Origin of the sequence: Chthonomonas sp., assembly GCA_016788425.1 — a bacterium.
Taxonomy (GTDB): domain Bacteria; phylum Armatimonadota; class Fimbriimonadia; order Fimbriimonadales; family Fimbriimonadaceae; genus JAEURQ01.
The window spans coordinates 83,051-101,752 of sequence record JAEURQ010000002.1 but is presented as its reverse complement, the minus strand read 5'-3'; the positions used below and the strand labels follow the sequence as shown (position 1 = coordinate 101,752).

General features: G+C 61.9%; 12 protein-coding genes. 1 reads left to right on the top strand and 11 read right to left on the bottom strand.

The genetic code is table 11. From position 1 onward, the window contains the following. Positions 1–2 precede the first annotated feature (2 nt). From kdpC to JNJ45_02295, 8 genes are all read right to left on the bottom strand, one after another. Entirely contained in the window at positions 3–587 is a 585-nt protein-coding gene (gene kdpC, locus JNJ45_02330) for a potassium-transporting ATPase subunit KdpC (protein ID MBL8047497.1), read from the bottom strand. Continuing rightward, positions 584–2,629, bottom strand: a complete 2,046-nt coding sequence (kdpB, locus tag JNJ45_02325; protein ID MBL8047496.1) for a potassium-transporting ATPase subunit KdpB — start codon at positions 2,627–2,629, stop codon at positions 584–586. Before kdpB ends, kdpC begins: the two co-directional genes overlap by 4 nt. 1 nt (position 2,630) lies before the next feature. Then, on the bottom strand, positions 2,631–4,388 hold the full coding sequence (gene kdpA, locus JNJ45_02320) for a potassium-transporting ATPase subunit KdpA (GenBank protein ID MBL8047495.1): 1,758 nt from the start codon (positions 4,386–4,388) through the stop codon (positions 2,631–2,633). Next, positions 4,385–4,498, bottom strand: coding sequence for a K(+)-transporting ATPase subunit F (kdpF, locus tag JNJ45_02315; GenBank protein ID MBL8047494.1), 114 nt, complete (start codon positions 4,496–4,498; stop codon positions 4,385–4,387). Before kdpF ends, kdpA begins: the two co-directional genes overlap by 4 nt. Before the next feature lie 156 nt (positions 4,499–4,654). Further along, on the bottom strand, positions 4,655–5,410 hold the full coding sequence (locus tag JNJ45_02310) for a response regulator (protein MBL8047493.1): 756 nt from the start codon (positions 5,408–5,410) through the stop codon (positions 4,655–4,657). Beyond that, a complete protein-coding gene (locus JNJ45_02305) occupies positions 5,334–7,958 on the bottom strand; it encodes a sensor histidine kinase KdpD (GenBank protein ID MBL8047492.1) in 2,625 nt (874 codons plus the stop codon). The genes JNJ45_02310 and JNJ45_02305 overlap by 77 nt, the downstream gene beginning before the upstream one ends. 25 nt (positions 7,959–7,983) lie before the next feature. Beyond that, the gene (locus tag JNJ45_02300; GenBank protein MBL8047491.1) at positions 7,984–10,122 is read right to left on the bottom strand and encodes a redoxin domain-containing protein; all 2,139 of its coding nucleotides are present in this window, start codon (positions 10,120–10,122) and stop codon (positions 7,984–7,986) included. A 184-nt stretch (positions 10,123–10,306) separates the two neighbouring features. Then, complete coding sequence (locus JNJ45_02295) at positions 10,307–11,647, bottom strand: hypothetical protein (protein ID MBL8047490.1); 1,341 nt, start codon at positions 11,645–11,647, stop codon at positions 10,307–10,309. 48 nt (positions 11,648–11,695) lie between these two features. On the opposite strand from JNJ45_02295, the gene JNJ45_02290 reads away from it, so the two are divergent. Continuing rightward, the gene (locus tag JNJ45_02290) at positions 11,696–12,277 is read left to right on the top strand and encodes a PadR family transcriptional regulator (protein ID MBL8047489.1); all 582 of its coding nucleotides are present in this window, start codon (positions 11,696–11,698) and stop codon (positions 12,275–12,277) included. On the opposite strand, the gene JNJ45_02285 is transcribed toward JNJ45_02290, so the two are convergent. The 3 genes from JNJ45_02285 to JNJ45_02275 are packed head-to-tail and all read right to left on the bottom strand — an operon-like array spanning position 12,274 to position 18,665. Continuing rightward, positions 12,274–15,381 (bottom strand): efflux RND transporter permease subunit, encoded by a 3,108-nt coding sequence (locus tag JNJ45_02285; GenBank protein MBL8047488.1) that lies wholly within the window; start codon positions 15,379–15,381, stop codon positions 12,274–12,276. The two genes, JNJ45_02290 and JNJ45_02285, sit on opposite strands and share 4 nt — an antisense overlap. After that, on the bottom strand, positions 15,382–17,547 hold the full coding sequence (locus JNJ45_02280; protein ID MBL8047487.1) for an efflux RND transporter periplasmic adaptor subunit: 2,166 nt from the start codon (positions 17,545–17,547) through the stop codon (positions 15,382–15,384). After that, positions 17,544–18,665, bottom strand: a complete 1,122-nt coding sequence (locus JNJ45_02275; protein ID MBL8047486.1) for a TolC family protein — start codon at positions 18,663–18,665, stop codon at positions 17,544–17,546. The genes JNJ45_02280 and JNJ45_02275 overlap by 4 nt, the downstream gene beginning before the upstream one ends. Positions 18,666–18,702: the final 37 nt, after the last annotated feature.

Here is an 18,702-nt window from a genome sequence, read left to right as displayed (position 1 = left end):
GCCTAGCCCTTGGCCAGCGCAATATTGAGCTTGAGCACGTTCACCATCGGCTCGCCGAGCACGCCCGCAAGTGGCTGAGCGGTGTTCGCCGCGATCAGCGCCCGCACGCGGCTCTCATTCAAGCCGCGCGCCCGCGCAACCCGAGCCGCCTGCAGTTCGGCGTTTCGTACCGAAATGTGGGGGTCGAGCCCCGAAGCCGATCGAGTGACGGCGTCCACCGGAAGTTTCACATCGGCCGCCACGCCGTTCAACTTGCGATAGGACGCGGCCAACTGCTCAACGCCATCAAATCCGTCGGCGCCGGTGAGAAGCTTGGGGTTGGTGGGGCCAAGGTTGGTGCCACTAGAGGAATTCGCATCGTATCCGCTGCCCGCCGCCGAGGGCCGCGGGTGGAAGAAGCCAGCACCCGCGAAGGCTTGGCCGATTAACTCGCTGCCCACCACCTTGCCGTTCACCTCCAACATCGAGCCGTTGGCTTGTTTTGGCAAAGCCACTTGGGCGATCGCGGTGACAATAAACGGAAATAGCAATCCGGTGACAACGATAAAGAAGAAGGTGAGAACGAGAGCAGGTCGAAGGTGTTTCATGCGAGTTTCAAAAGGACGAGGGCTTTGTCAATCAGCCAAATGCAAGGGAACGGAATCACCACGCCCACCAGGCCATACAGCAGCAAGTTGCGCCGCAGGGCCTTAGCCGCGCCCATGGGCCGGTACGCCACGCCGCGAAGGGCAAGCGGAATCAGCGCGATGATGACCAGCGCGTTGAAAATCACCGCCGCCAGCACCGCCGACTTTGGGTTGGTCAAGAAGTTGAGCCGCTGCAACTCGGGGTAGGTGACGATGAACATGGCCGGGATAATCGCAAAGTACTTGGCGACATCGTTGGCGATGCTAAACGTGGTGAGCGCGCCGCGGGTCATCAGCAGTTGCTTGCCGATCTCCACCACCTCAATCAGCTTGGTGGGATTGCTGTCCAGGTCCACCATGTTGCCGGCTTCCTTTGCCGCTTGGGTCCCGGTGTTCATGGCCACGCCCACGTCGGCTTGCGCCAGGGCCGGAGCATCGTTGGTGCCGTCGCCGGTCATCGCCACCAAGCGTCCGCCCGACTGTTCTTCGCGGATGTAGGCGAGCTTTTGCTCGGGCGTGGCCTCAGCGATAAAGTCGTCCACGCCTGCTTCGGCGGCAATCGCCGCCGCGGTCAAGGGGTTGTCGCCGGTGATCATCACCGTCTTGATGCCCATCTCACGCATCTGCGCGAATCGCTGCTTCATGCCGCCTTTGACGATGTCTTTCAGTTGCACCACGCCCAAAATCTTCGCGCCGTCGGCCACGACCAATGGCGTCGAACCCTCCTTGGCGACCCGCTGCGCGGAAGCTAGAACCTCAGCCGGTACCGAGCCGCCGCGCTCCTCAACAAAGGCGCGGACCGATTCGGCCGCACCTTTGCGAACCTCGCGATCTCCCGCGTTGATCCCGCTCATGCGGGTTTGGGCGGTAAACGGAACGAACTCGGCGCCCATCGCCTCCAAGTCGTGTTCGCGGATGCCGAAGCGCTCTTTTGCCAGCACGACGATGCTACGTCCTTCGGGCGTCTCGTCGGCCAGCGACGAGAGTTGCGCGGCTTCGGCAAGCTCTTGTTCACTTACGCCAGGCGCCGGGTGAAAAGCGCTCGCTTGCCGATTGCCCAGCGTGATCGTCCCGGTTTTATCGAGCAGCAGCGTGGTCACGTCACCGGCGGCTTCCACCGCGCGGCCCGACATCGCGAGCACATTGCGCTGCATCACCCGGTCCATCCCCGCAATTCCGATTGCGCTGAGCAGCCCGCCAATCGTGGTCGGAATCAGGCAAACCAGGAGCGCGGCCAACACCGGCACGCTCGGCGTTTCGCCCTTCCCCGCCTGGTTCACCGCGTACTGAGCAAACGGCAGAAGTGTCACCGTTGTGACCAAGAACACGAGCGTGAGCCCGCTCAGCAAAATAGAAAGCGCAATCTCGTTCGGGGTTTTTTGGCGCTTCGCACCTTCGACAAGCGAAATCATGCGATCCAAAAATGAGTTGCCGGGGTCTTGGGTTACTCGCACCACAATGCGGTCGCTCAGCACGCGAGTGCCCCCGGTGACGGCGCTTCGATCTCCGCCCGACTCGCGGATCACGGGCGCCGATTCGCCGGTGATGGCGCTCTCGTCCACGCTCGCTATCCCTTCCACAATCTCGCCGTCAGCCGGGATCGCGTCACCCGTTTCGCAAACAAAGAGATCGCCCTTGGCCAAGGCCGGAGCGGGCACACTTTCTTCGCGTCCGTCGGGCAAAAGCCGACGAGCCGACATGGTGGTTCGCGCCTTGCGAAGCGAATCCGCTTGCGCCTTTCCCCGTCCCTCGGCCATCGCCTCGGCGAAGTTGGCAAACAGCACCGTGAACCAGAGCCACAATGCGAGTTGCCCGGTAAACAGCGCGTCACCTTTGCCCGAAGCGACATCGCGGAAGAAGAAGATCGTGGTCACAACGCTGCCGACCAAAACCACGAACATCACCGGATTCTTGGCGACAACGCGCGGGTCGAGTTTGCGGAAAGCATCGCCGGATGCCCGGCGAATGAGTTCAGGTTGAAAAAGAGATGTTGATTGAGCCATGTTAATGACCTCCCGTCATTTGAAGGTGTTCGACCACGGGGCCGAGAGCAAGGGCCGGGAAGAAGGTGAGGGCACCCACGATAATGACCACGCCGACGAGTAGCCACGCGAACGTGCCCGAATCGGTGGGGAAAGTCCCCGCCGAGGCCGGGCTCACTTTTTTGCGGGCCATGTGGCCGGCAATCGCCAGCACGGGCAGGATCACCAAGAACCGCCCAATGAGCATCGCGACACCGAGCATCGTGTTGTAAATCGGGGTGTTCGCGGTGATTCCGGCGATGGCCGAACCGTTGTTGCCGGTGGCCGACGTAAAGGCGTACAGCATTTCCGTAAAGCCTCGAGCGCCGGGGTTATTCAGGTTGCCCGTCATGGCCCCGTACGCGCTATCGGCTCCGCCGTAGGCCGCTCCGGGGAAGGTGTTGAGGGCCGCGATCGGACCTTCCTTAGGCAGCTCGACAACGCTCCCGACGGCGGACATCCCGAGGATGCTAAAGGCCATTGCGAGCACCGCCACCATGGCCATTTGGACCTCGAACTTGCCGATCTTTTTGCCCAAGTACTCGGGGGTTCGCCCGACCATGAGGCCCGCAATGAACACCGCCAGAATCGCGAAGATGAGCATGCCGTAAAGGCCCGCACCCACGCCGCCGAATATCACCTCCCCGCTGAGGATGTTGAACAACGGCACCATGCCGCCGATAGGGGTGTACGAACCGTGCATCGAGTTCACCGCGCCGCAACTTGCTCCGGTTGTGACGCTCGCAAACAAGGTGGAAGCGGCAATGCCAAACCGGACTTCCTTGCCTTCCATGTTGGCGGTCTCCACGCCGAACTTCGCGAAGGCGGGGTTGCCCGCTTGCTCTGCCGCGTGGCCAATGAATGCGCCCGCCAGGAACAACACCGACATCGCGGCAAAAACTGACCAGCCTTGGCGGGAGTTGCCCACCATGCGACCGAACATGGCCGTGAGACCAGCCGGGATCAGGAAGATGAGAATGAGCGTGAACATGTTGCTCAACGCGGATGGATTCTCAAACGGGTGAGCGGAATTCGCATTGAAAAACCCACCACCGTTCGTCCCAAGCTGCTTGATGATCTCTTGCGAGGCGACCGGCCCGAGCGCGATGGTTTGCTTCGCACCCTCCAGGGTCTGCACCACCCGCGATCCGTCGAATGTTTGCGGCACACCCATGGCCACATAAGCCAGCGCACCCACCAAGCAAATTGGCAGGAACACGTACAGCGTTCCGCGCATAATATCGGTCCAAAAATTGCCCAAACCGCCCGCCGACTTGCGGGCGAGACCGCGGACCAAAGCCACGGCGACCGCCAACCCCACGGCGGCCGACGCCCAGTTGTGAATGGCCAGCGAGACCATGTTGCTGAAGGTGGACAGCGCCAACTCCGGCGAATATGACTGCCAGTTTGTGTTGGTCGTAAACGAAGTCGCGGTATTAAAGGCGAGATTCGCCGGCATCTGCGCGGCACCATATCCCTGCGGATTGAGCGGCAAAACCCCCTGCAACCGCAGCAACCCGTACGAGATGAGCAGCGACACCAGCGTGAAGGCGAGCAGGCTCCCGGCGTAGGACTTCCAGTTCTGGTCCTCGTCCGGCTGAATGCCAAGCAGCCGATAGATTCCTCGTTCGACCCGAGCTAAGAATCTGATCTCACCGGAGAACACGCGGAAGAGGTAGTTGCCCATCGGCACGGTCACCGCGAGCACAATCAGGAAGTAAAGAACGATGAGAAACATCAGAACTTCTCCGGTTGCAACAGGGCGTAAACCAAGTAGGCGGTGAGGGCCAAACAGACCACGCCAAGAATGGCGAGCTCACTCATGCGAGGCTCCATGGCGGAGGCGCTCAAGGCCGTTGACGAGGGCGACCAGCAGCGCAATGCTGCCAACGATGAGAAGTACAAATAGTGAGTCCTGCATAACATTTCTCACGTTGAGTGTTCCCGCGAACGGCGTCAATGCCGTGTCAACGGACCGGGTCAACCGACCTCAAGATTTTATCAAGACTATTCCGCGCGCAATCGGTAACCCACGCCGGTTTCGGTGATCAGCAGCGTGGGCAGCGTGGGGTCATCCTCAATCTTCCCCCGCAACTGCTGAGCGTAAACCCGCAAGTAGTGCAGCTCATCCGCGTATTCCGGCCCCCATACTTCGCGCAGGATTTGACCGTGCGTCAAGACCTTTCCCAAGTGGCGAGCAAGCAAGGCGAGAAGCCGAAACTCAGTGGGCGTCAGACGCACTTCGACCCCTGCTTTCGTCACGACATGGGCTTCCAGGTCAACCCGGATGTTGTTGAATTCGATCACCGCTTGCGAGGCCTCGCCCGGCGAGTTTCGAAGCGCCACCCGAATGCGGGCAAACAGTTCGGGCAAGCCAAACGGCTTGGTGAGATAGTCGTTCGCTCCGGCGTCCAGCGCTTCCACCTTGTTCATCTCGTCGCCGCGGGCGGACAAAATGATGATCGGCACCGCCGACCATTCTCGAATGCGACGCGTGACCTCGAGCCCATCAAAATCGGGCAGTCCCAGGTCCAGGAGCACCACGTCGGGGTGTTCGGTCGCGGCGAGTCGCACGCCGGTTGCCCCGTTCTCGGCTTCCACGACTTCAAACAAAAGGGGATCGACTCCAGCTCGCAGAAACTTGCGAATCGGCGCCTCGTCGTCAATCACCAACAGCTTGGTCGGCTTAGCCAACGGGCGCCTCCGGCTGCGAGTCGGGCAGGGGCAACGCAATCTGGAACTCAGCGCCCGAGCCGGGCACATTGCGCGCCGAGGCGCGGCCACCGTGCAGATCGACGATCGCCTGGACGATCGCCAACCCCAACCCTTCGCGGCCTAGACGGAAGACTTGGCTCGGGTCGCCAGGTAGCCCGGGTCCGGAATCGGACACAGTGAACACGAGATCCTTGGTACGCCGAGTGACCGCGATTCGCACCGCGGCGGTCGCTCCGGAGTAACGAGCGGCGTTCTCCAACAGATTCACGAGTGCTTTTTCGACGAGCAAGCCATCCACCCAAAGCAGTTCGAGCATCGGCTGAAGGTCAACGTCCACCCTTCGCGACCCCAGACTCGGCGCAATCTGGCGAAGAGCAGAAGCCACCAAGTCGCCGGGCGCATGCCACTCCCGGTTGAGCTTTACCTCCTCGCCCTGCAGGCGGGTCATATCGAGCAAGTTTTGAATCTGCTGATTGAGGCGCACCGACTCCTCAACAATCGTGCCCGCCAATTCGTGCGAGTTTGGGCTGCCCGCCAAAATGCTGCTCGCCGCACCCGTAATGCTGGTGAGCGGGGTTCGCAAATCGTGCGAAATGGAACTCAGCAGCGCGCTGCGAATGCGCTCGGATTCCGCCTGGACCCGCGCGTCGTTACTCGCTTTGGCCAGCACCGCCCGCTCTAGCGCGAGGCCCAACGCGTTCGCAAACGTTTCCAGAAGTTGCCGCTGCGCGAGCTTCGGTAGCTCACGTTCGGGCCGAAACGCGAGCACCCCGATGGTTGCTTCGGCCGTCGCGAGCGGCAGGTAGAGCGCCGACGCACCCGGCAACGTATCGGTGTCGCGTCCCGCCTGAACCCCGTGTTCGGCGACCCATGTCGCCACCGCGACTTCGTTGGACTCGGATTCGAAGCCCGTCTCCGACCGCTCGATAAGGCTGAGGCTTGCGCCCTCGGACAAAAACACGGCGACATCGCCCTGAAACACGCCGCGAATCTCCTTGGCCGCCGCCGCCGCAAGTTCCCGTTTTCCGCGCTGGGCCGTGAGCTGGCGACTCAGAGTGTAAAGGCTCTGCGTGCGCCTTTCGCGCTCGGCGGTGGCCTGCAATTGCCCTCGCAATTGGTGAGTGAGGGAGCTGATGACCAGCGCCACAATCAGCATGACGACGAACAGCAGAAGGTACCGGGCGTCGTGGACGGCGAACGTGTAACGAGGTTCGACAAAGAAGAAGTTGAAGCACAGAACGCTGAGCAGGGCGCCGGCCATGGATTCGATCCGCGAGACGCGGGTCGCTCCTAACGCAACCCCCAACAAGTAGATCATCGCCACATTCGCCAGACCAAACCCCTGGATCAGCAGCAACCCGACGCCGGTTGAAAGCGCGGCTGCGGCAACGACGATCGAGACGCCTGTGGGTGTAACCGCGGAATCACTGCGACGGGGTGCGCGCCGGGCGACTTGCGGTTCGCGATCCGCCGTGATCACATGGACATCAATGTCACCGCTCGCGCGCACCAACTCGTCCACGACCGAGCCAAACAAAATCTCTCGCCAGCGGGGCCGAATCGGCTTGCCGACGATGATCAGCGTCGCGTTGCGGCGCTGCGCGAACGCCATGACCTCGGCCACAATGTCGTGCCCGCTAAGCGTAGCCACCTCCAAACCAAGTTGCGACGCGAGTTCAAACGCTCCCTGCACAGCCTCGTGCTCCTCGTCGGTGCGACCCACTTGGCGGTCGCTCTCGACATACACCGCGATGAGTTCGGCATGCGACGAACTGCCAAGGCGGGCTGCCGCTCTCAACACGCGCGAGGCCATGCGATTCGGCGCGATGCAAACGACGATTCGCTCGCGAGTTGCCCAGGGGCCGGTCGCTCCCTCTTTGGTTTTGAGGCGCTGCACTTCGGCGTCGATTGTGTCCGCGGCTTTGCGCAACGCAAGCTCCCGCAAGGCAGTGAGGTTCGACGTCTTGAAGAAGCCTTCCAGCGCGTGGTCCACCCTTTCGGGCAGATAGACCTTGCCTTCCTGGAGTCGCTTTCGCAGTTCCGCGGGCGGAAGGTCAATCACCGTGATTTCATCCGCTCGGTCCAGAAATGAGTCCGGCACGGTCTCGGATACACGAACGCCAGTGACCTGGGCCACCACGTCGTTGAGGCTCTCTAAGTGCTGAATATTAAGCGCCGTGAAGACATCGATGCCGGCATCCAACACATCCTGCACATCCTGCCAACGCTTGGCGTGGCGCGAGCCGGGCGCATTGGTGTGAGCGAGTTCGTCGATCAAAACCAGGGCTGGCCGACGCGCAATGACAGCCTCCACATCGACCTCGGATAAGACGGCACCGCGGTGCTCAAGTTCCAGCAGAGGCACTTGCTCCAACCCCTCGACCAGGGCCTGAGTTTCTGCTCGTCGATGCGATTCGACGTAGCCGAGCACCACATCCACGCCGTTCCGCCGCAAATCCTGCGCTTCGGTCAGCATGGCGTAGGTCTTGCCGACGCCTGCCGAAGCGCCAAGGAAGATCTTTAGGCGACCGCGCGCCGAAGTTTCGCGTTCGACCGCTTGAAGCAGATCATCCGGGTTGGGTCGCTGAGGAAACACCGTTGCCGCAGTCTACCGGCCCGGGCTAGCGCGGCCAACGGCGGATCTCGCCAAGCAAAAAGTCCACGTCGCTAAACGGGTCGCCGCCGGAGCGCTTCCAGCGCACGCGGCCCTGCGCGTCAATCAGCGTCGTCGAGTGCAGTTCGATATCCTCAAAGTCGTCGTAACTCGCGAATCGCCGCGCGTTGACGTGGTTCGTGTCCGACAACAACTTCGCGTTGAACGGAGAAAGCTTCACGGAATCTTTGTTCGCTTCCGGCGACGTCGCGCTCACCGCCAACACCACCGTGTTGAGGTCCTGGAAATCCTTGTTTCGCTTGTCAATCGCGCCGAGCTGCTCGACGCAGTGGATGCACTGATCCGAAAGATAGAAGACCAGCAGCACGTTTTTGCCCCGAAAGTCGGTGAGGCGAACGCGCTTGCCGTTCATGTCCAGGCAGTCGAGCTCCGGCGCGTCGAATGGTTGCCAGTTGCTGGGCCCCCACTTCGCAAGGTCGGCGGGCCGATAGACTCGCTCCGGACGGAAGGTCTCCGCCCGCGGCTTCGCATTCAGGTTCAACGCGAGGACCTCGTTCATGAGCTTGAGGTTCGGGTCGGCCCCACTCCATACCGCCATAAATCGCTCGGCAAAAGGCATCGCCATGGCGGGCTTGCCCTGCGCCACATAGGCCTTGGCTAGCCCGGCCAAACTCCATGCATCGTTTGGCACTTGGGAGAGAGATTCGGTGTAGGCGGAAATCGCCTTTGCGGGGTCCTTCGCCGCCAGGTAGGCATCGCCAACAAGTCGCATCGTCGGCCACGCTTCAAATGGCGGGTCGTTGGGGTATTCACCCTTGGCTCGCTGCTTGCGTTCGTTGGTCGCCGCCTTCAGCAAAATCCCCAGCCCCTCCTCGTGTTTGCCTTCGGCGAGCAGAAGCTTTGCTTCCAAAATATCGAAGATTGCGGGCGCGGGGAAAAGCCCCATGCCAGGGGGAGCCTTCACCGACTTCTGCAATTCGCGCCCTTTGGCCGGCTGGCCCGTTTCCGCGTAGGCAACCGCTCGGACCATCGCCACCATTTCGGCCACGTCCTTGTCCTCGGGGGTCGGCAACGACTTCTCGTCAAGGATCCGATCCCACATTTCGAACTTCGTGTACGCTCGTGCGAGCGCCATAAGCCCTTGATAAACTGCTTCCTTATACGCGGGATCGCGGGGCGAATTCAGAATATCCAGACTGCCTTGAATGCTCGCCTGGGCATGACCCAATTGCTCCTGAATGTAGCAAAGGTAATCGCGATTGTGGGCGTAGTTCCAGTTTTCAAAGGGGAGCGCGAGGCGCTCGTTCATGTGGCGCAATTCCACCCGGGTCGCGCTATCCATGGCAATCGCCGCCTCGTGCCACATACCGATCCCCGAATAGATGTGCCCGGGCATGTGCAAGGCATGGCCCACGCCCGGTGCCGCCTTGCCATAGAGTTCGCAGCTGGCCAGGGCTACGCCGCCATCTTGACCATCCCAGTTGTGAATCCGCGCGTGGTGCGCACCGGGATGCATGGGGTTTACCTTAAGCACCTGCTGAATGAGAAACTCGTTGGCCAACGTGCTCCCCTGCCCGATGTTGTAGAACGCCAACTGAGTTTTAGCTTCCAGGTCGTCGGGGTAGAGAATGCACAGCTTTTGCAACTGCCGCACCATCTCTTTTCTGGCCTCTTCGTCCTTCAGGGCAAAGGCGGCGTCCCACGCTTCGATGTAAAGGCTTTCTCGGTTGCTGACCGTACTCTTGCGCTTGACTGCCTCCTTCAAGAAGTCATAAAATCGCTTGTTTCCTTCGCCGGGCGAGGAACCAATGGTGAACCAGTTCAGGCCGCAACGCGCCAACCCAAAGTACACCATCGCGTTTTCGCGGTCGAGCTTTAGGCACCAGCGAAATGTACGCTCGGCCTCCTCAAACCAAAAGCTGTGGAGCAGTTCGTTGCCCTGGTTGTACCAAGACTGCATCTCCTTGACTTTGGTCGAGATCGGAAATGGCGCCGACCCCAGCCCTTTGAACTTCCACGGCTTACTCCGCAAGCCAGAGTCGAACGCGGATCCTAAGTGCGAGTGCCCGACTTCGGGCTTATCCTGGGCGGCGGCGACCCACGACGAAACAACCACCAGCGCAACGGCGAGCTGACGACCAAACATAGAGGCACGTTACCCGGTCTAATCGCCAACCGCGTCGAAATTCGCGGCGAGGATTGAATAATCCGCAATATCGATAATTCCGTCGCCGTTCAGGTCCACTCGCGCTTCCGGCCCAACTTCGGTCCATGGATCAAGTGTAACAGTCAAGGGCCCTACCGCACACGTTTTGCACAATTTTTCCCGACTATCTCGCCATTACCTCGGCCATCCACGCCTTCAGCATGGTCGTGAACTCAAGCGTAAACGTGCCCTTGCTAAAGTTCTGCATGCTCTCCTTCTCGGTCGCGAAGCGATGGAACAAGTGGTCCGAACTCGGCACCATCACAAACTTGCCCGAGCCTGGCTTGGCCCGGTTGGCGATATCGGCGATCAGCTTGTGGTCGGCGTCATAAGTGACAAAGTCGGAAACCCCGCGCGCGGCCAACACATGCGAGCCGCACTTCGCCCAGAACTTGGCGAAGTTCGTGTCGTTGAGTTGACGCCAAAACGGGAGCGCCTTGCCATTGAACAAACCGCCCGGGAAGTACGCGTCCACCAGCGGCGCGAGCTCCGGATGCAGCTTCTTGATCTCGGCAAGCTCCTTCTTTTCGAGAATGGCCAGCGCCATGATGTGCGACACCTGCCGCACGCTGTCGTCGGCGTTTTCAAACGAATCGCCCGCGACCAACCCCTGATAGCGGATCACGTCGATGAGATACTCAAACCACGTGCGACCGGCGGTGCCGTAGGTGGCAATGCCTTTCACCGGAAACTCGCACGCCATCATCGGCCCAAACGAGCCACCCATGCTGTGCCCGAAAATGAATAGGTTGCCCTTGTCAATGCCCGGATTGGCGACCAGTTGCTTCATCGCCTGGCGGTAGATGTCGGCCTCGGTCATAAAGTCCAGCGTCTCGTAAGGCCCGCCTTCGCTATCGCCGACACCGGGCTTCTCCACGCGCATCGTCACATAATTCGAGTTCGCGATCTCGTGAAGTAGCGGGCCGTCAATGGTCGCGACATCGCCCTTCGAGGTGGCGAGATTGAAGTCATAAGAAAGCGGTGAAAGTCCCTGGATGAACATGAACGCCGGATGCTTGCCCGGCTTCTTCGGCGTCGTGATGATGGTGCGCATCCGCCCGGCCGCGGTGTTGACCGAGCTGTAGGAGACGGTGTAGTTGTCGCCGCCCGGGTCGCGTGGCCGTTCCACCAGCTTCGCCGTCAGTTCCACCTTCTTACCGTCGCGGATCACGCTAAACCTGGTCTTTCCGCCGCTCGGAAGCGTACGAACCCACGCCGAAAGCCCTTGCGCCTTGGCCGTGCGGCCGTTGATGCTGATCACGATGTCGCCTTCGCGCACGCCCGCCAGTTCACCGGTCCCCCCGGGCACGGGCTTCGCCGCCAGCAAGCCTTCGCCCTCGCCCAGTTTGTGCTCCTTCGCGATCTCGGGGGCCAAGGGCGTGAACCCCAATCCCAGCGATCCGCGCCGAGGCAAGTCGGGCTGTACAATGAGGTGAGCGATGAGAGCGGAGGCAGCAATGACCATGGTAGATATTACATTTTGTAATAATCAGAGAGTTCCAGGATTTTGACCATGGCTGCCAGAAAGTTTTCGACGATCGAAATGACCGTGCTCGGCATGACGTATCTGCGCGGACCCAGCACCACCTACGCGGTGATGATGGAACTCTCCTCCTCGGCGAGCACCTATCACAAATCGCGGGCCGGAACCGCGTATTCGGTCGCGAAACGCTTGCTGAAACTCGGCCTCATCGAGTCGCTCGAAGATGGCCGGGTTCAGATCACGCCCGAAGGCCAGCGAGTCTTGGCCGATTGGGTTGGCCCCGACGTGCCGATGATGGATGTCGCCCACTCCGCCGATCTGCTGCGCCTGCGGTTCTTTTTTCTGGAGGCACTTTCGCCCGCCGATCGGCTCGCCTTCATCGATGTATCGATCCGCAAGCTCCAGGAGTTTGAACGGCGCTGCGAGGGTTTGATCCCGCAAAACGAGGACATCGGCGACTACTTTGGGGCGCTCGCCACGGTGTCGTCGGTGCTGGAAACCCGGGCCCGCATCGCCTGGCTGCGGATTGTCCGCGAGTGGGTTGTTCAACCCATAAACGCCGAACCCGGTTGGGCGGAGCGCATCCTCGACACGCTCCGCCCACAGCCTTAGACGAAGTCCGGTTCGGTCGGCCGCTCGTGGCGTCCGAACACCCAAAACATCGCCGGCATCACGACCTGATCCAGGAACGTGCTGAACAGCAAGCCGCCCAAAATCACGACCGCGATTGGCTGCAGCAACTCCTTGCCGGGCTGACCAAAACTAATGGCCAGCGGCAGCAACCCGAGCGCGGCGGCGAGCGCGGTCATGAGCACCGGCGCAAGCCGCTCCTGGGTGCCCCGGACAATCATGGCCTCGCTGAACTCCTCGCCTTCCTCGCGCATCAGGTGCATATAGTGCGCCAGCATCATGATGCCGTTGCGCGTGACGATGCCGAACAAGGTGATGAACCCGACCATGGACGCCACCGAGAGGATTCCGCCGGTGAGAAGCAGCGCGACCACCCCACCGACCATCGCCATGGGCAGGTTGACCATCACCTGGAGCGCAAGCCGCCACGATTTCAGCGCCAGTTGCAGTAGCAAGAACACCCCGATGACGGTGAATCCGCCGAGCAGAAGGATCCGGGCCATCGCGCTCTGCTGCGATTGGAACTGCCCGCCGAACTCGACGTAGTAACCGCGCGGCCACGCCTTTTGCTTGGTCCCGAGGTTCGATTGGAGTTCTCGCACGACGCCGTCGAGGTCGCGCCCCTCCACATTCGCCTGCACCACAATTCGTCGCGAGGCGTTCTCACGATTGATCGTGTTGGGGCCAGTTTCGCGACGCACCGTCGCCACTTGCGAAAGCGGAATTGCCACGCCGGCGGGTGTGTTGATGAGCATGGACTGCATAGCCGCGAGGTCGCGCCGAGCCTCAGGCGCAAACCACACGGCGAGATCAAAGGTCAGCTGACCCTGCAACACCTGCGAAACCACGTGCCCGCCGATCGCCACTTCGAGCGTCTCCGCCAAGTGCTCCGGCGTGACGCCGTAGCGACCCGCCGCCGCGCGATCAATGCTGATGCTGTACTGCGGCACCTCCACTTGCGGCTCAATCTGCAGATCCACCACGCCCGGAATCGTGCGCATCGTGGCTTCAACGTCCTTGGCCAAGCGGCGCAATTCATCGAGATCCGGCCCGAAGACTTTGACCGCCAAGGCTGCCCTCACGCCCGAGGAAAGGTGGTCGAGTCGGTGACTAATCGGTTGACCAAATGCCATATACACGCCGGGAATCTCGCCCAGCTTTTCGCGGAGTTCCTTCGCCGCCGCGTCCTTTCCTCGTTTGGAGTTTCGGAGCCCGATATCCAGCTCGGAGTGGTTCACACCTTCCGCGTGTTCGTCGAGTTCTGCCCGCCCTGTGCGGCGTCCAACGTGCGTCACCTCCGGCACCGTGAGGGCCGCTTTCTCAATGATCGTCGCAATCCGGTTGCTCTCGCCGAGACTCGTGCCGGGCGGTAACGTAGCGGCGATCGCGAGCGAACCCTCGTTGAACTTGGGCAAGAATTCCCGCCCCAGCAGCGGCAGGCAGGCGAGCGCGCCAATCGAGATCACCGCCGTCGCGCCCATCACTGTCCAAGGATGTCGGATCGACCAACGAACCAACGGGGCGTTGAGCTTTTTGAGCCACGCGACCAGCTTGGGTTCGTGCTCCTCGGCGGCCGGACGCGAATGCCGCAGTAGCAACGCACAAAGTGCCGGCGTGAGGGTCAGCGAGACCAACAGCGAGGCCATCATCGAGAAGATAAAGGCGAGTCCGAGCGGCAAGAACACGCGCCCTTCCATGCCTTCTAGCGAGAGCAGCGGCACGAACACGAGCACGATGATCAGCGTCGCAAAGACGATGCTGTTTCGCACCTCGGCGCTGGCATGATAAATCACGCGCAGCGGCGACTGCGGCTCCGCCGAGAGAGCGTTCAACCGCAAGCGGCGCACCACGTTCTCCACGTCCACGATGCTGTCATCCACGACCAAGCCGATGGCGATGGCGAGCCCGCCCAGCGTCATCGTGTTGACGCTGATGCCGAACCGGTCGAGCAGCAACATGGTGACGATGAACGAGACCGGGATGCTCACGAGCGAGATGAGCGTGGCACGGACGTTCAGCAAGAACCCGAGCACGATCACCAGCACGATGAGTCCAGCCTCAACCAGCGCCCGAACCACGTTGCGGATCGCGGTGTTAATGAACGTCTCCTGCCGGAACAGGTTCTTGTTCAGCTCGATGTCGTCGGGCAAGGTGGCGCCCACCTCGGCTAGCGCGCGATCCAGGTTCTTGGTCAGCGCAAGCGTGTTGGCGTCGGGCTGCTTCTGCACCGAAAGGATCACCGCGGCCCGCCCATCTACGCTGGCGTCGCCGCGAGGCTGCCCCTTGGCAAACTGCAAATCGGCGACTTGGCCGATCGTAACCGGCACGCCATCCACCGACTTGATCGGCGTCTGCGCGATGTCGTCCAGATCGCGCACTCGACCCAAAATCCGAACCACCGACTCTTGATGAGCCTCCTGAACGAAGCCGGCCCCGGCGTTGACATTGCTGTTTTTCGCTGCCTCAACCAGTTCGTCCACGGTCACATCGGCGCTCTTAAGACGCTCGGGCGTGGTGAGGATTTGATACTGCTTTGTTCCGCCGCCGATCGGCACCACCTGCGAAACTCCGGGCACCGCGAGCAGCCGCGGACGCACCACAAAGTCGGCTTGCGCGCGTAGGTCGAGCGGTGTGGTTTTGCCCGATTTGCTCGAGAGCGAGACCAGCATGATCTCGCCCATGATCGAGCTGATTGGAGCCAGCGACGCCACCGATCCTTGCGGCAACCGCGCCTGCGCGAGTTGCAGCTTTTCGCTAACAATCTGCCGCGCCCGGAAGATGTCCATCCCCCAATCGAACTCGACAAACACGATGCTGAACCCGGCGCTGCTCGCCGAGCGGACCCGCTGTACGCCGGTCGCGCCGTTCATCATGGTTTCGATGGGGAACGAAACGAGCGCCTCGGTTTCCTCCGGCGCCATGCCGTGCGCCTCGGTCATCACGGTGACCACCGGCCGGTTAAGGTCGGGCAACACGTCCACGTCCATGCGCATGACCGTGGCGACCCCGCCAAGGCACACCATGATGGCGAGTACCACCACCAGAACCCGCTGGCGCAGGCTCAATTCAATCAGTCGGTTCAACATTTACCGACTCCCGGCAATCGCCGCCAACTGGTAAGACCCGTCGGTGACCACAACGCTCGCGGGCGGTAGCTCCGTCCGCAAAATCGTCTTGTCGCCGAGGGTGCTCTGCACCTGCACGATGTGTTTGCGGAACACGCCTTCACCCTGCTTGAGAAAGACCATGGACATGCCCTTAACGATCTGAACGGCGCTCGTGGGAACCGTCACTTGGCGGCCCGATTCGATGCCGATTTGGGCTCGCACGAACATGTTTTGCTTCAGCCGCTCGCCGGGATTGTTGATCGCCACGCGTACCTTGGTGGTGCGAGTTTTCTCCTCGACCTCGTTGTGGACAAACGCGATCTCGCCGGGGAAAGTCAGCCCTGGCAGCGCATCGGCCACGACGTCCACATGCTGACCGATCTGCACCCGGCGAATGTCTTTTTCGTAGATGTCGCAGATCACCCAAACCACGCTCGCATTGAGCAGCTCAAAGAGTTGCTGCCCGCTCGCGATGGTCTCGCCGAGGCTGACCGACCGCGATTCCACTTCGCCCGAAATGGGCGCCGTGATGCTAATGCGATGGCCGCCGCCGGGTCGCCCGCCAAGCAGGCGAACCTGATCGCCGCTAATCCGCAGCGCGGTTGCCGCGCGAGCCTGATCGGCGATGGCCCGAGTCAGGTCACTGCGCCGACTCGTGAGTTCGGCCCGAGCTTGGCTCAGGTCCGCCGCGGCTTGTTCAACTTCCTTCGCGTCGCGCAAGCCTTGCTTGGCGATCCCTTGTTCGCGGGCGAGCGCCGCCTTCGCCACGGCATCCTGGCGATGGGCATTTCCGAGCGCGGTATTGGCCAACGCGACTTCGGCGCGCGCGGCATCAAGTTCGCGCTGAGCCACAACACCGCTCGCCACGCCACGCGCCAACCGCCCCACCGTCGCCTCAGTGGCCATCAATCGAGTCCGCGCCGAACTGAGTTCTGCGGCGACCCGAGATGCTTCGGCTTTGGCTGCTTCAAGCGTCGGCGAACTAAATTCTCCCGCCTTTGCAAACTGTCGTTGCCGAGCGAGGGTTCGCTCCGCGGTCGCTACGCGACTCTCGGCCGCGGCAATCGCCGAGCGAGCGCTTTGCACGGCGGCCGCCACTTGCCGCTGGTCGGCAATTGCCGCACTCATGGAGGCTTGCGCATCGGCCAATTCGGTGCTTTCAAGCACCGCCAGAACCTGGCCCTTTCGCACCTCGGTGCCCGGCAACGCGCTAAGCGTCAGCACACGACCGCCGGTTCGCGAGTTTACAATCACCCGCCCGTTCGGGTTGGCCTGCACTCGCCCGGTGGCGTACATGCCGCCCGCGGCAGGCGACACCTGCACCTGGGCAGTTTTCAGTCCGGTGAGCCGGACTTCCTGCTCGGAAAGTTGCACGACGTCGGGGTCGGGGACAGTTTCTTCGTTCTCTATCGTGAGGGTGAACTTCACGCCCTCAACAGTTTTCGTTTGGGATTCCGAACCCGCTTGGCCCACGTAAGCAGGCAGTTTCGGCCCGACCGAACCCTTGCTGGCCATCGGAATGATGTGCCGACCATCGGGTCCGTGCGCATGCGCCGCCTCGGATTCCTGCGCGCGTGGCCCAGTGACCAGCACGCCGCTGAGCAAAAGCATGGCCACCATCGGGCCGCGTCCGCTCCGTTTACCCATGCGGAAAGCGATCACTAGAGCCGCGCCAACGCCGAGAATTCCGCCGACAATGGCCAGATAGTTCGGCCCGTGAGCATGCTCGTCTTCGGCGGCAGCGGCTTGTTCCGCCGCAACAATAATCGGAAACTCGACCGTCGTCTTACGGCCATCGGGGAATGTAATGCCCTCCGAAATCACGTACTCGCCGGGCGCGCGATAAGTCATGTGCGAGCCGTAAACCTCGTTCTCCGCCTCATAGGCGTTCGCCTCGGTGTGCACGATTTCGCTCGGCTTGTCCTTGCGCCAAATCTTGCTCTCCACGGTGCAGCCGAGCATGGACTTGCCGTCCGCGCCCTCAATCCGAAGGTCGTGGTGACTCAGCAGTTGCGATTCCGGATTCGAGGTGGTCTGGGTGGGCGGAAGGTGCCGACCGTCCGGCCCATGCGCGTGATCTTCCTCGCCCGCTCGAGCCATGGTCGCCGCAAGAAGCAGCGATGTCAACAGTAAGGTTCGTTTCATCGCGTCACCTCCGTGCCCGGGACTTGCCCCAAGGCGGTCATGAGTTTGAGTTGGGCCAACTGGAATCGGAGCGTCGCCGCCGAGGCTTCGGTTGCGGTTTCGGCGAGCGTGTTCTGCGCCTCAAGGAGTTCCAGAAGGGTCACGAATCCCTGCGTGTAGCCGTCTTGCATGGCTCGCACCAGTTCGGCGGCTCGGGGCACAACCCCGCTCGCGTATCGCTCCCGTACGGCTTGGGCGGCGGCCAGTTCGGCTTGCGCCCGCGCCACCTCCAAGGCAATGCGGCGGTCGATTTCGACAAGCTCGGCCCGGGCGGCGCGGGTGGCCGCCTCCTTGGATTGCACCTGCTTGCGGTTGGTGCGACGGTCAAACGGCTGCATCGTCAACCGCGCTTGCAGGCCAATGTTCTCGCTACGAAAAGGTCGTCGATCCAGACTCCACGTGTCGGCGGCGATACCGACGAAAAGCTTGGGCGCCGACTCCCGTCGGGCGACCTGCTCGTCGGCTAGCGCAACCCCGACGTGAGCCATGGCGATCGCCGACTCGGGCCGATTGGGCTTGCCGTCAACCGTGTTGTCGAAGGTCAGTTCGTCTTCCAGGCTATCGGTGATCGAGGAGTCGAACCAAAATCCCAGCGCGAGTTTCTGATCGGCGACCTGCGCCTGCGCGATGGCAAGGGTCTGCTCGGCGCGGATCACCTGAAGCTCGGCGCGACTGGTTTGAATCGCTGGGACTTCGCCGATCTCCTGCCGCTTTTTCACGGCGTCGCGCGTGGTCCGTGCGAGGTTCAGCGCAGTCTGAGCCAGGGCCGCCTCGCGGCGAGCCGCGGCGTGTCGCATCAACTGCTCGACCACCTGCGCGCCGACCTCAAGCTCCGTTTTGCGGACCTCGGCCTGGGCCAGCGACACGGACGTCAAGGCCATCTGGGCAAGCGCGCGACGCTGGCCCGAGACATCGAAGCTTTGCCCCAACGCGAAGCCAGAGTTGGTGAACCCCACCCCCGGGGCGATCTCGAGTTCGGGGTTGAGCGGGGATCGCAGCGATCCGGCCGCCAGTTCGGCCTCCCGCACCAAGTGGCGTTGAGCCGCGATGCGCTGGCTCTTGCTGAGCGCGACTTGCACCAGGTCACCCAAGTCTTGGCCGAATGCCAAGGCATGG